Annotated in this window: 8 protein-coding genes; 3 read left to right on the top strand and 5 right to left on the bottom strand. The window is 58.1% G+C overall.

The features are described from left to right. Nucleotides 1-38 precede the first annotated feature (38 nt). A complete protein-coding gene (locus tag HY2_RS16120; protein ID WP_034829475.1) occupies nt 39-2,024 on the top strand; it encodes a protein meaA in 1,986 nt (661 codons plus the stop codon). Between the two features lie 80 nt (nt 2,025-2,104). After that, nucleotides 2,105-3,532, top strand: coding sequence for a 30S ribosomal protein S6--L-glutamate ligase (gene rimK / locus HY2_RS16125; RefSeq protein WP_034829477.1), 1,428 nt, complete (start codon nt 2,105-2,107; stop codon nt 3,530-3,532). Here the strand turns inward: rimK and HY2_RS16130 are convergent. From HY2_RS16130 to HY2_RS17820, 4 genes are all read right to left on the bottom strand, one after another. Beyond that, the gene (locus HY2_RS16130; protein WP_233346670.1) at nt 3,519-4,724 is read right to left on the bottom strand and encodes a multidrug effflux MFS transporter; all 1,206 of its coding nucleotides are present in this window, start codon (nt 4,722-4,724) and stop codon (nt 3,519-3,521) included. The genes rimK and HY2_RS16130 overlap by 14 nt on opposite strands. Before the next feature lie 191 nt (nt 4,725-4,915). Continuing rightward, entirely contained in the window at nt 4,916-5,512 is a 597-nt protein-coding gene (locus tag HY2_RS16135; protein WP_034829479.1) for a CC0125/CC1285 family lipoprotein, read from the bottom strand. Nucleotides 5,513-5,679: 167 nt separating this feature from the next. Continuing rightward, nucleotides 5,680-7,110, bottom strand: coding sequence for an aldehyde dehydrogenase family protein (locus HY2_RS16140; protein ID WP_034829482.1), 1,431 nt, complete (start codon nt 7,108-7,110; stop codon nt 5,680-5,682). Nucleotides 7,111-7,223: 113 nt separating this feature from the next. Further along, the gene (locus HY2_RS17820) at nt 7,224-9,500 is read right to left on the bottom strand and encodes an NADP-dependent malic enzyme (protein WP_034829483.1); all 2,277 of its coding nucleotides are present in this window, start codon (nt 9,498-9,500) and stop codon (nt 7,224-7,226) included. A 169-nt stretch (nt 9,501-9,669) separates the two neighbouring features. Between HY2_RS17820 and mutS the strand changes: the two genes are divergently transcribed. After that, nucleotides 9,670-12,369, top strand: a complete 2,700-nt coding sequence (gene mutS / locus HY2_RS16150) for a DNA mismatch repair protein MutS (RefSeq protein WP_034829485.1) — start codon at nt 9,670-9,672, stop codon at nt 12,367-12,369. 57 nt (nt 12,370-12,426) lie between these two features. On the opposite strand, the gene HY2_RS16155 is transcribed toward mutS, so the two are convergent. Continuing rightward, nucleotides 12,427-13,758, bottom strand: coding sequence for a TAXI family TRAP transporter solute-binding subunit (locus HY2_RS16155; protein WP_233346203.1), 1,332 nt, complete (start codon nt 13,756-13,758; stop codon nt 12,427-12,429). Between the last annotated feature and the right edge of the window lie 132 nt (nt 13,759-13,890).

Raw genomic sequence — 13,890 nt, forward strand, 5'->3', positions numbered from 1 at the left:
GCGGCGCAACATAATCAGGGGAGAATTCCGTGGCAGACATGGATAAATCATATCAGCACAAGCCAGACCGGCCGTGGATTTTCCGCACCTATGCCGGGCACTCTACCGCAGAGAAATCGAACGCGCTGTATCGCGGCAATCTGGCAAAGGGCCAGACCGGCCTGTCGATCGCCTTCGATCTGCCGACCCAGACGGCCTATGACGCCGATCATGTGCTTTCGCGCGGCGAAGTCGGCAAGGTTGGCGTGCCGGTAAAGCATCTGGGCGACATGCGCGCGCTGATGGCTGATCTGCCGCTGGAGGAAATGAACACCTCCATGACGATCAATGCCCCGGCGGCCTGGATGCTGGCGCTGTATGTCGCGTTGGCGGACGAGCGCGGCGATGACCGCAAGGAGCTGCGCGGCACGACGCAGAACGACATCGTGAAGGAATATCTCTCCCGCGGCACCTATGTTTTCCCGCCAGAGCCGAGCCTGCGCTTGATCTCTGACATGGTGAGCTGGTGCTACACAGAAGTTCCTAAATGGAACCCTATGAATGTTTGCTCCTACCATTTGCAGGAAGCGGGTGCGACGCCGGAACAGGAACTCGCCTATGCCCTGGCGACCGCGATTTCGGTGCTGGATACGGTGAAAGCTGGCGGGCAAGTTCCGGATTCAGACTTTGAAACCGTCTTCGGACGCATTTCATTCTTCGTGAACGCTGGCGTGCGTTTCGTAACGGAACTATGCAAAATGCGTGCTTTTGTGGAACTTTGGGAAGAGATTGGCCGCGAGCGCTATGGCGTAAGTGATCCCAAGGCGCTGCTGTTTCGCTATGGGGTTCAGGTGAACTCGCTTGGCCTGACAGAGCCACAGCCGGAGAACAATGTCTATCGCATCCTAATCGAGTCGCTGGCCGTAACGCTGTCCAAGAAGGCCCGCTGCCGCGCGTTACAATTGCCCGCCTGGAATGAGGCCCTCGGCCTGCCGCGTCCATGGGATCAGCAATGGTCCCTGCGTCTGCAGCAAATCCTGGCCTATGAGACAGACCTTCTGGAATATGAAGACATCTTCGATGGCAGCCATGTGATCGAGTCCAAGACCGATGAGCTGAAAAAGCTCGCCCGCAAAACACTGGCCGACATTGATGCGCGCGGCGGCGCGACACAATCCATCGACTATATGAAGGAGAGCCTCGTCGGCGCACATATCGACCGCATCAAGGCAATCGAGAGCGGTGACCTAACGGTTGTGGGCGTGAACCGCTATACTGAATCCGAGGCAAGCCCGCTGGGCGCTGGCGAAGGCGCAATCCAGACGGTCGATCCGGCAGAAGAGGCCGCCCAGGTGCGCGACCTGAAGGAATGGCGCAAATCCCGCGACCAGGTCGCCGTCGATGCTGCTCTGGAGGGCCTGCGACAGGCGGCTAGCGAAGGCAGCAACATCATGGAGCCGTCCATCGCCTGCGCCAAAGTCGGCGTGACAACCGGCGAGTGGGGCAATGTGATGCGCGAAGTATTCGGTGAGTATCGCGCCCCAACCGGCGTCGCCACGATTGCGCGCGGCGATGTCGGCGAAGACATTGATGCCGTCCGCAAGGAAGTCGACCGGGTGTCCGAAGCGCTGGGCCGCCGCCTGACCTATGTGGTCGGCAAGCCGGGCCTGGATGGACACTCCAACGGCTCGGAACAGATTGCAGCGCGCGGACGGGAAGTCGGCATGGATGTCGTCTATGAAGGGATCCGCTTCACGCCGGCAGAGATTGCCGAGCAAGCCAAAGACGCGAAGGCGCATGTTGTAGGGCTGTCGGTTCTCTCCGGTAGCCATCTGGACCTGGCCCGCGAAACACTGGCGGAACTCCGCAAGGTTGGCCTCGGCCATGTGCCGGTCATCATTGGCGGCATCATCCCACCGGAAGATGCCATGGCGCTGAAGCAGATGGGCATTGCCCGAGTCTACACACCCAAGGATTTCAAGATCACGGAGATCATGGGGGATGTCGTGAAAATCGTGGAAAACGCGTGGCTAACGCCTGCCTGACGCATTCTTCTGCACTGCCATGATTGAATGCTAACCTGTTCGCCTCTATCCGGCGCAAACTCGCAAGAAGGCTTTGGCTCATGACGCACACAGAACCGTTCGAACTCGGCTGGGAAGAGTGGCTGTCGCTACCGGATCTCGGCTTGCCCGCGATCAAGGCAAAGGTGGATACCGGTGCGCGCACGTCCGCCCTGCATGCGAGCGTTATCGAGACGTTCGGCCCGCCTGATGCGCCGCAAGTTCGCTTCCTGATCCAGCCCGACCCATCCGATCCGGGGCTTGAGATCACCTGCTCGGCACCTGTCGTGGACCGGCGGGAAGTCACCAGTTCCAATGGCGACACCGAGCTGCGTTATGTGATCCAGACGGACGTGCAGATGGGCGAACGCCGCTGGCCGATTCAGCTGACGCTAACCAATCGCGAGACGATGAGCTATCGCATGCTGTTTGGACGTGGCGCGATCCAGCCGGATATGATTGTCGATGCCAATGCCTCCTTCCAGCAACCGGAGCTGGCGTACGCGGCCTATGCCGGCCTGCCCAAGAAAAAGCCCGTCAAACGCCCGCTGCGCATCGCCCTACTGACACGGGAGCCAAACAATTATTCCAGCCGCCGCCTGATCGAAGCCGCTGAAGAACGCGGCCACGTCATCGAGGCCATTGATACGGCCCGCTGCTATATGCAGATCGGCACGTTGGATCCGGAAGTCCATTATGATGGCAAGGCCCTGCCCCGCTATGATGCAGTCATCCCGCGCATAGGGGCCGGCATTACCGATTATGGCCTGGCCGTTCTTCGACAATTCTCGAATACGGGTGCCTTTTGTCTGAATGGCGCTGGCTCAATTGGCCGCTCACGCGACAAATTGCTGGCCCACCAGATGTTGGCACGCGCCAAGATCGGCATGCCGATAACGGCCTTTGCCCACAGCCCGAAGGATACCAAGGGCCTCATCTCTCTGGCGGGCGGCGCGCCGGTTGTCGTGAAACTGCTCTCCTCCACGCAAGGGAAAGGCGTTGTGTTGGCTGAAACGCGCAAGGCCGCCGAAAGCCTGGTCGATGCATTCCGGGGGCTGGAGGCAAACTTCCTGGTACAGGAATTTGTCGAGGAAGCCGCCGGAGCCGATGTGCGCGCCTTCGTCGTCGGCAACAAAATTGTCGGCTCCATGAAGCGTCAGGCTCAAAAGGGAGAGTTCCGCTCCAACCTTCATCGGGGCGGCACGGCATCCGCCGTCAAACTCACCAAGGCAGAACGTGATACCGCGCGCGAAGCTGCCCGCGTGCTGGGCCTGAGAGTGGCAGGTGTGGACCTGCTGCAGACAAAGGACGGGCCAAAGGTTCTGGAGGTGAACTCTTCACCCGGGCTGGAAGGGATTGAGACGGCGACCGGCAAGGATATTGCCGGGCTGATCATATCTCATCTGGAAAGCCAGGTACGTCCTCTCTCCCGTGTCCGCGAGCCTGCTGCAAAAACGCGCCGACGTGCACGTCAGCTCAGCGCGAACTGAAAAGCTTTCCCTCTTCCGTCACTAAGACAATGATGAAGGACACAATGCCAAGACACGCAAAGCCGATAATCAGCGGCAGCGTGGAACCATTATAGAATCGGCCGATCATAATACCGATCAGGCTGGAAACGGTTGTCGTGGCAAAACCATAGGCCGCTGAGGCCGTACCTGCGATCTTGCCCAAGGGCTCCATCGCCAACGCCGAGAAGTTCGCCCCCATCAGGCCAAAACAGGCGAAAGTGATCGCAAACATAGGGAAAAACCACAGCAGGCTTTCGCCGAACATGTAGGTCACGAGCGCCAGTGAGACAGACATCAGGGTGAAAAAAATCACCGCCGCATGGCTGATCCGGCGCATGCCAATTTTCTCGACAATGCGGGAGTTTAAGAAATTCGCGCAGGCCAGCGCACCCGCAACGCCGGCAAACCAGAAGGCGAAGGTTTCTTCCTGTTTGAAGACATCCCGGAAGATCTGCTCGGACGAACCGATGAACGAAAACAGCGCGCCGAAGATCACTCCGGAGGCGCACATATAGCCAAAGGTCGTGCGATTGCGGATCACCGCCATGTAGCTGCGGGCAGCAGCGCCCAGATTGAGGGGATTACGGTTCTCCGGGGCAAGGGTCTCGGGCAGGCGAAGCCATGTCCATACCAGCAAGGCTGAGCCGAACACGGCGAGCACAGCAAAAATCCACTCCCATGGCGCAACGAACAGGATCAACTGGCCAATAGCTGGCGCAATCATCGGCACGACCATGAAAATCGTCATGACCAGCGACATGAAGCCTGCCATACGCCGCCCCGCATAAAGGTCACGTACAACGGACACTGCAACCAGTCGCGCGCCAGAGGCAAAGACGCCCTGCATGAACCGCACTGCCAAAAGGGCATGAAATTCCCTTATGGTGATGCACAGCAACGCCATCAGCACATAGCCAATCAGACCCACAAAGAGAGGGGCGCGCCTGCCGAACCGGTCCGAAATCGGCCCCCAGACGAGCTGCGGCGCACCAAAACCGAGGACATAGGAAAAGACAATCAGCTGCTGGCGGTTGGCATCTTCCGGAGATGTACCCGTCAGTCCAATGGACTGGGCAATCTGACTCAGGGCCGGAAGCATGATGTCGATAGCCAGCGCATTGAGCGCCATCAGACCTGCCACCATGATCACCATTTCCGTACGACCAGGCACAGGACGCCCATGGGCGCCAACACTTCTCACGGGTTCTGTAGGAATGGGTTCACTGTCCGGCATACGCCCTGATGCCTTTCTATAATCGGATGAGCAGCCTATCTGGAACACTCGGTATGAAATAACCAGTCTTGCTCACATAAAAAGCCCCGCCCTTTCGGACGGGGCTGATCTGCAATTGTTGCAAATGCCTATTTCGGCTCTGGGCGCAGAATGTTGTTGCCAAGATTGAACAACACCTGTTCGGCATCGAAAAAGGCTGCATCATCAGGCTTCACGCCCTTGCCCATAAGAATCTCTGCGGACGCCTCATAACTGGTGCGCTCTCGATATTCCGCCGGCCCCCCCCAATAGGGATCATAATAGCCGAACGGCGAAACATTCCATGAGTAGGGATAGCGCGACCGCAGGAAGGGATCGCGATAATATGGCGCGTGCGGACCGTAATAGATGTAGTCCAGATAGAAATGGTCGTAGAAAGGCGAATAGGGCCTGCCGCCGACTGGCACCAGACGGCTCTCGGCATCCGTATCGCGGCGCACAACACGGAAATAGTCAAATCCACGCTCTCGCGTCAGTTCGGCAGCGCGATAGAGCAGATAGGTCTCAACCGTTTTTCGATCCGTCAGTGTGTTACCGGAAAACTGGACCAGGAAACGGTTGGCTTCAATCTGCTGCTCTGAATAGCCGCGATTGGAGTCAGTTGCTGCCTGATAAGGCGTAGCCGTCGCGCATGCGGCCAAAATGGCAAGCGCGGCCGCCCCGGCGATGGTCTTGAGTTTGGGCATGAGTCATTACCCTCCGAATATGAGTTCCCTTGTAATGTATGGATGAAGCCACCTGAACGCCAGTTGAATTCGCTTCACAATTTGGCGAGCTATCCCCGGCACATTACAGGATGCAAAAAGGGCGACTTCATAGGCCGCCCTTTTCGAAACAAATATTCCGCGTGAGATCAGGCGGCTTTATAGCCGATCACCGCTTTGACTTCGAGGAACTCCTCAAAGCCGTGTTCACCCCATTCGCGACCATTGCCGGACTGGCCATAGCCACCGAATGGCGCGGTAAAGTCAGGGCGTGCGCCATTGACCTGGATCTGACCTGCACGGATGCGGTTGGCCACTTTACGGGCTTCGTCTTCCGGTCCCTGCACATAGCCGGCAAGGCCGTAAACCGTGTCATTGGCCATCTCGACAGCATCATCGACATCTTCATACGGGATCATCACGAGCACAGGGCCGAAGATCTCTTCCCGTGCAATGGTCATGTCATTGGTGACATTCGCAAACACGGTTGGACGGGCAAAATAGCCCTTGTTGAAACCTTCCGGACGACCAGGGCCACCTGCAACGAGGGTTGCGCCCTCCTCAATGCCTTTCTGGATCAGATCCTGAACTTTCTGGTACTGATTGCCATTGGAGATCGGGCCAATTGCGCCTGGCTCAGCTTCGGCCGGCATCATCACCTTGATGGATTCTGCTGTCGCCTTGGCGATAGCAATGGCCTCTTCCTGCTGGTCTTTCTGCACAAACATCCGGGAGGGGGCATTACAGGATTGACCCGAATTGGTCATCATCTGCATCACGCCTCCGCCAACGGCCTTTTTCAGGTCAGCCGACGGCAGGACAATATTGGGGCTTTTACCACCAAGTTCCTGTGCCACGCGCTTGACCGTAGGGGCGGCGGCCTGAGCCACGAGCACGCCCGCACGGGTTGAGCCAGTGAAACTCATCATGTCGACATCCGGATGCGCGGACAGCGATGCGCCCACACCTGGGCCGTCGCCATTCACGAGGTTGAAGACACCTTTCGGGACGCCAGCTTCGTGCATGATCTCCGTCAGGATCATGGCGTCAAGCGGAGCAATCTCGGAAGGCTTCAGAACCATCGTGCAGCCTGCAGCGATGGCCGGGGCAACCTTGCAGGCGATCTGGTTTATCGGCCAGTTCCAGGGCGTGATGAAGCCGCAAACCCCGATGGGTTCCTTGCGCAGAAGGGTCGTCCCCTTCAACTCTTCAAACTCATAGTCACGCAGAATGGCTGCTGTCGTGGCGAAGTGCCCCATGCCAGCTGGCACCTGCGCAGCATTGGCCAACCACATCGGTGCGCCCATCTCGTTGGAAACGGCTTCGGCCAGTTCCGGCAGGCGCTTCTGCATGCCTTCCGCAATTTTCTCCAGCAGCTCAGCGCGATACTCGACGCTTGTCTGGGAAAAGGACGGGAACGCCGTCTTGGCCGCGGCAACAGCCTTGTCGACATCCGCCTGCGAGCCGATCGAAATGACTGCGAAGTTTTCCTCAGTCGCCGGGTTCTCGACTTCCAGCGTGCGCGGCTCAACGGGGTCTACCCATTCGCCGTTGATGTAGAATTTGAGATACTCTTTCATGCTGTTCGGGCCTCCCTATGGTCCATAGTCACTATAGACTATAGGGGCGGCACCGGTCAGCGGCGAGTCCTGACGCGAGGGAATTTCACCCCACGCCGTAACTTGCCCGATGTTCAACTTGTATGAACATCATCCACGTCAAAGGCGGCAATGGTCGCCAGGTTGACAATATCGCCCACAGTCGCACCCAGGGAGGCGATCTGGACAGGTTTCTCCAGACCCAACAGCATCGGACCGATGACCGTCGCACGGCTCATCGATTCCAGCAGCTTAGTCGAGATCGACGCAGCATGAATGGCTGGCATGACAAGTACGTTGGCCGGCCCCGTCAGACGGGAGAACGGGTAGAGCAGCTTGTGGCCGGTATTCAGGGCCACATCGGCGTTCATGTCGCCTTCATACTCGAAATCGATATTCTTCATACTATCGAGAATCGCGACCGCCTCGCGGACCTTCTCGCCACGTTCGCCCATCGGGTTGCCGAAGGTCGAGTAGGACAGGAAGGCCACACGCGGCGTGAAGCCGAGTGCACGCACGCCGCGCGCGGCTTCGATGGCGATGTTTGCGAGATCTTGGCCTTGGGGTAGCTCAGTCACGCTGGTATCGGCGATGAAGACGGTGCGCCCACGGTTGATGACCATGGACATACCGATAATGGCCTGCCCTGGAATTGGGTCCAGAACCAGGAGCGCGTCATTGAGCGCAACGTCGTAGTTCCGCGTCACGCCGGTGACCATGCCATCGGCATCGCCATTTTTTAGCATACAGCAGCCGAACACGTTCCGGTCCTGATTGACCAGACGTTGGGCGTCACGCTTCAGATATCCATCGCGCTGAAGGCGGGAATAAAGCATATCCGTATAAAGCGGATTATTGTCTGACAGACGCGCATTGATGATTTCGAGCGAGCCGGGCTGGATGCCCATCTGCTCCATGGCGCGCTGCACCTGGGCTTCGCGGCCAATCAGGATCGGATGGCCCAGACCCTGATTCTTGAAGCTGAACGCAGCGCGAACAACGGCAGGCTCTTCCCCTTCCGCAAACACGATTCGGCGCTGGTTTTCCTTGCAGTGCGCCTGAACGCCCTGAATGAACGCCGCAGACGGATCCGCCCGGCGGGCCAACGAGTGGCGATAAGCTTCCATGTCATTGATCGGCTTGCGGGCTACGCCGGTATCCATGGCAGCCTGTGCCACGAAAGGCGGAATAAAGCTGATCAGGCGCGGGTCGAACGGTGTCGGAATGATGTATTCACGGCCAAAGCTCGGACGGGCACCATGATAGGCAGCCGCCACCTCGTCCGGCACATCCTCACGCGCGAGTTCAGCAATGGCGTGAGCGGCTGCAACCTTCATCTCCTCATTGATGCCCCGTGCACGGACATCCAAAGCGCCGCGGAAAATGTACGGGAAACCCAAAACATTATTGACCTGGTTCGGATAGTCCGAGCGGCCTGTCGCGATGATGGCATCATCCCTAACAGACTTGATGTCTTCCGGAGTAATTTCCGGGTCCGGATTGGCCATAGCGAAAATGATCGGGTCCTTGGCCATGGACTTCACCATGTCCTTGGTCACCGCACCTTTGGCGGAGAGGCCAAGCAGGCAGTCAGCGCCTTCGCACGCTTCCGCCAGCGTGCGCTTCGATGTTTTTATCGCAAAAGCAGACTTGAACTGGTCCATCTTCTCGGTGCGACCTTCATAGACCACGCCGGAGGAGTCGCACATCACAATGTTCTCGGCCTTGACGCCGAGATGGCGGATAAGGCCTGCAACAGAAAGACCTGCAGCGCCGGCACCGGAGACGGCAACCTTCAAGTCTTCCATATTACGCCCCGTGATGTGGCAGGCATTGATCAGACCCGCAGCGGCAATGATTGCCGTACCATGCTGGTCATCATGGAAGACCGGGATATCGAGTTCTTCGCGCAGGCGACTCTCGATAATGAAGCAGTCAGGTGAGGAAATATCCTCAAGGTTGATGCCGCCCCAAGTGGAGCCGATATTACGCACTGTGGAAATGAACTCTTCGACATCGGTCGTGTCGACCTCGATATCGAAGCTGTCGATATCCGCAAAACGCTTGAAGAGAACGGATTTACCTTCCATCACCGGCTTGGAAGCCATAGGCCCAAGGTTACCCAGCCCGAGGATGGCTGTACCGTTGGAAATCACGGCAACAAGGTTGCCCTTCGAGGTGTAATCATAGGCTTTGTCTTCATCTTCGGAGATCGCAAGAACAGGAATGGCAACACCTGGACTATATGCCAGCGACAGGTCCCTTTGAGTCCCCATCGGCTTGGTTGGCACCATGGAAATCTTGCCTGGATGAGGCTGGGAGTGAAAATCCAGAGCTTCTTCATCTGTGAAGCTGGGCCGTTTGCTAGTCATATCGCGGGAAATCCGTCTGCAAAATTTTGAATTGGCCGGCAAACTAGGCCGGTGCGTACAGCCTGCCAACCGCAAAAGGGAACTAATCTTGTCCTATTGCGCAGTTTGTCGCGTCATAGCTGGTTTGAGACTTTGCGAATCTCTTGCGCAATCGCTAGCGTCCGGCGTTATGGCTGACACCGCATCTCCTCAGAAACCTGCGTCCGCACCGACCCCTTTCATGGCGCAATACCTGTCCATCAAGGCCAGGCATGAAGACGCCTTGCTGTTTTTCCGGATGGGCGACTTCTATGAATTGTTCTTTCAAGATGCCGTTCAGGCGGCTGACATCCTTGACATAACCCTCACCGCACGGGGCGAGTATGATGGTAAACCCATTCCCATGGCGGGCGTGCCCTATCATGCTGCGGAAGGATATCTGGCGCGGCTGATCAAGGCGGGATGCCGGGTCGCCGTATGCGAACAAACCGAGAGTCCTGCCGAAGCGAAGAAGCGCGGCTCAAAAGCCATTGTTAACCGCGACATTGTTCGCATCGTAACCCCCGGCACGCTGACAGAAGACGCCCTGCTGCCTGCCCGGCAGGGCCAGGCCCTGTGCGCCATCAGCCTTGGCGCAGGCGGCACCGAAGCGGCCATAGCCGTGTGTGATGTTTCAACCGGACGGTTCGATGTCTCGGCGCTGGCCGCAGATGCGCTGGCCGATACGCTCACGGCCTACCCTCTCTCAGAACTGCTCGTTTCGGAGGGAGACCTCGACAAGCCCACCGTGGCAAATGCCGTCGCCGCCTCTGCCGCGCCCGTAACATTCCGGCCTGCACGCGCCGCCTCTCACATTTCTGGGCAGACGCTGATGAAGGAAACCTTTGGCGTGTCTGCTCTGGAAGCGTTTGGAGACTTTACCCGTGCCGAACTCGCCTCAGTCGGCCTCTTGCTGGACTATGTGAAGCTAACACAGGCCGGCGCGGACATACGCCTGGACCCGCCTATACGCGCACAGGCCAATGGCCACCTCGCGATTGATCCGGCAACCCGAACGAGCCTGGAGATTGACCGCTCCATGCGGGGCGAACGAGACGGATCCCTGCTCGGCACGATTGACCGAACCGTGACCGCGCCGGGCGCACGCCTGTTGTCTGCACGACTTTCCCGGCCATCGGTTGACCGCGCAGAGATTGAAGCGCGCCTTGATGCCGCTTCCTGGTTTGCAGATGATCGCGACATGGTTGAAACCGTACGCGCCAGCCTGAAGGCTGCGCCAGACCTTGAGCGCGCCCGCACGCGCTTGCGCCTCGGGCGCGGCGGTCCAAGGGACCTAGCGGCAATCTCCCGCGCCCTCATCGCGGCGCATGAAGCTTCCACCCGACTGGGTGAAGACGTCTCGGCCCTGCCAGGCAAGATTGCCAACGCAGCAGAGGCCCTGAACCTTTCCAATAGCCTGAACCTTCGTCAGCTGGCAGATGATCTGGAAACCGCCATCACAGAGAATCCGCCTACACTGGCGCGCGAAGGCGGGTTCATCAACAAAGGCTGGGACAGCGCACTCGATGAAGCCCGCAGTCTACGAGACGACAGTCGCCAGATCATCGCTGGCCTGCAGGCTAAATATGCCGAACTGACCGGCATTAACGCCCTAAAAATCAAGTTCAACAATGTACTTGGCTATTTCGTGGATGTGCCAGCCCGCCATGGCGACCTGCTGATGAAGGCACCGCTGTCGGAGACATTCATCCACCGCCAGACCCTGGCCAGCAATGTACGTTTTTCAACACAGGAGCTGTCGGAGCTGGCCGGTCGCATCTCCCGCGCGGAAGATGAAGCACGCTCTCGCGAGATTGCCATTTTCGACCAGTTCTGTAAACGGATTGAAGCGCTGAGCAGCACGCTTGCCCATACGGCGAACGCCATCGCCGAACTGGACGTAGCCGCCGCTACGGCTGAGTGGGCCTTTGTAGCAGACGCTGTGCGCCCTGCCCTATCAGACAGCATTATGTTCGAGGCTGACGGCCTGCGCCATCCCGTTGTAGAGGCCGCCCTGAAGAAAGAAGGACAAGGCTTCACAGCGAACAATCTCAGCCTGTCAGCGACTGAGGAGGCCACCACGCGCCTCTTGCTCGTTACCGGCCCGAACATGGCGGGTAAGTCGACCTATTTGCGACAGGCGGCGTTGGCCGTCATCATGGCGCAGGCTGGCCTATTTGTACCGGCACGATCCCTGACACTAGGCCTTACTGACCGCGTATTCTCTCGTGTTGGAGCTTCTGATGATCTGGCCCGCGGCCGATCGACCTTTATGGTGGAAATGGTGGAAACCGCTGCTATTCTCAATCAGGCTACCGAGCGTAGCTTTGTCATCATGGATGAAGTGGGGCGCGGCACCTCCACCTGGGATGGCCTTGCCATTGCGTGGGCCGCGGTGGAGCATCTGCACTCGGTGAACAGGGCACGGTCCCTCTTTGCCACGCACTATCATGAACTGACCAAGCTGGTGGATGACTTGCCAGGCGCAGCAAACGCGTCGCTACGGGCAAAGGAATGGAAAGACGACCTGGTCTTCCTCCATGAGGTACAATGCGGGCCGGCGGACAAATCCTATGGCGTGCAGGTCGCCCGACTGGCTGGCCTACCCAAAAAAGCCGTTAAACGGGCCGCACAAATCCTCAAGCAGCTCGAGGCCGAACCCAGCGCCCCGGAAAGCCTCCCCCTATTTGCCGCCGCTGGATTTGCTCCGGCACCGAATGAAGATGAACCCGAACATCAGGCAGAACCTTCCGAGGCGGACAAATTACTGCAACAGGTTGATCCAGACGCCCTGACGCCGCGCGAGGCCCTGGACATGCTCTATCGCCTGAAGGCTCTGTCTCAAAACTAACATATGAGCGTGATCATTTTGCTCATCGCCTGAAACACACAAGCATCCCGTCGGCAATCAGCCTGCAACTTTCACAGGGTTCTTGTTGCAAACCAGTTGCTTCACGAACTCGACATGGCTGCGCAGGCGATAAAGATCATCCGTATAGGACAGCGGAACCTCCACTTGTCCAATCTCTGCCTGCAAGCGCTCAAGATCCTCCAGCACCTTGCCGCGCGCCTGATCTCCCTCTGTAGACCGGCCTCGCCGTTCCAGATCTCGTATATCTGCATACCAGACATAAATCTTGCGACGCACACGCCAGCGGTAAATCGGCGGTGCCGCGCGAACGAGGGGGAACAGCAGGGTCAGAAGTGGAATTGCCAGTACCCAAGCCCGCTCAAGAAAATTGGCGACATCGAAAGAAAAATACCGGCGCAGGAAAGAAGGCCCATCCTGATAATACCGCCGGGCCTGCTCTGACACGGGCAGGTCAGTAATATCAGGATCAGGATAAACCCCGGCCTCTGCCAGAAGCGTCCCCTCAGAATGAATTTGCGAGGCCGCATCAATCAGAATGGCTTCAATCGCCGGATGCAATTCCTTGTTCACGATCAGCTGCGCAACCGGTGCAACAAGCGGAACATCTGTAGACGGGATATCCTCTCCCAGATCCACGACACCTCGCAGCAAGCTAACCGCAGACAGGGCCTGAATGCGACGGGACAATGCAGGTGCGCGTTCAAAGGGCAGCACGCGCACATGCGGGGTATTGAGTAGCCTGTCGATATAGGGCGCCTGAATGGAGGCAGTGAAAAGGGCCGCATCAATCTCCCCGGCAATAAGAGCATCTGCGGCCTCCATCCCCGCCAGGTCCAGGCGCGTTGTCTCCAGCCAGTCACCGCCATATTCTGCCTGTAGCTGAGTCGCCAGAATACGGCTGCCGGAACCTGATCCGCCGATTGAAACACGGCTGTTGCGCAGATCAGCGAAATCGTCTGCCATCACATCCTGGCGCACAAACACCCAGAAGGGTTCAGGGAAAAGGCCACCCAGAGAACGAAGATCATTAGCATCTGAAGCCTTTGCAAGACCGCCCTGAACCAAGCCGACATCCACATCATCGTCTTCAAGCATACGAAGGTTGTCGATAGAGCCGGCCGTCTCAATCAGGATGACGTCCACCCCCTGCTCTCCCAGAAGCCGTTTATAGCGTTCCGCAAACGCATGATACGCCCCGCCGTTGGGCCCCGCCGCGAAACGGACTTGCTTGGGCGGTGCCGGATCCATCAGGATCAGCGCAAGCAATACGCCCCCGAGCGCGATCATGACCAGCGGCCAGTAGACTTTCAGGAAATCCCGCAAGCTCGACATAGATATCGCCTCCACCTTGCGCAATATACTCGACATCCTTGCTGTAGGCTGGCTTCAGCTCAGGATCAATCAAGTGTCGGCCGGGCCGTAAAATGATTTTGTGCGACCCAGCATGGAACCTATTTAGCTAAGGAAGGTTCATTTGTGATCGCAGGCACTCATCATAGA

This window comes from Hyphomonas pacifica (assembly GCF_000682675.1).
Classification (GTDB): domain Bacteria; phylum Pseudomonadota; class Alphaproteobacteria; order Caulobacterales; family Hyphomonadaceae; genus Hyphomonas; species Hyphomonas pacifica.

Coding starts and splice junctions, on each gene's coding strand:
- mutS (WP_034829485.1), top strand. CDS start 9,670: ATGGCTGACACCGCATCTCCTCAGAAACCTGCGTCCGCACCGACCCCT.
- HY2_RS16140 (WP_034829482.1), bottom strand. CDS start 7,110: ATGAAAGAGTATCTCAAATTCTACATCAACGGCGAATGGGTAGACCCC.
- HY2_RS16155 (WP_233346203.1), bottom strand. CDS start 13,758: ATGTCGAGTATATTGCGCAAGGTGGAGGCGATATCTATGTCGAGCTTG.
- HY2_RS17820 (WP_034829483.1), bottom strand. CDS start 9,500: ATGACTAGCAAACGGCCCAGCTTCACAGATGAAGAAGCTCTGGATTTT.
- HY2_RS16120 (WP_034829475.1), top strand. CDS start 39: ATGGATAAATCATATCAGCACAAGCCAGACCGGCCGTGGATTTTCCGC.
- rimK (WP_034829477.1), top strand. CDS start 2,105: ATGACGCACACAGAACCGTTCGAACTCGGCTGGGAAGAGTGGCTGTCG.
- HY2_RS16135 (WP_034829479.1), bottom strand. CDS start 5,512: ATGCCCAAACTCAAGACCATCGCCGGGGCGGCCGCGCTTGCCATTTTG.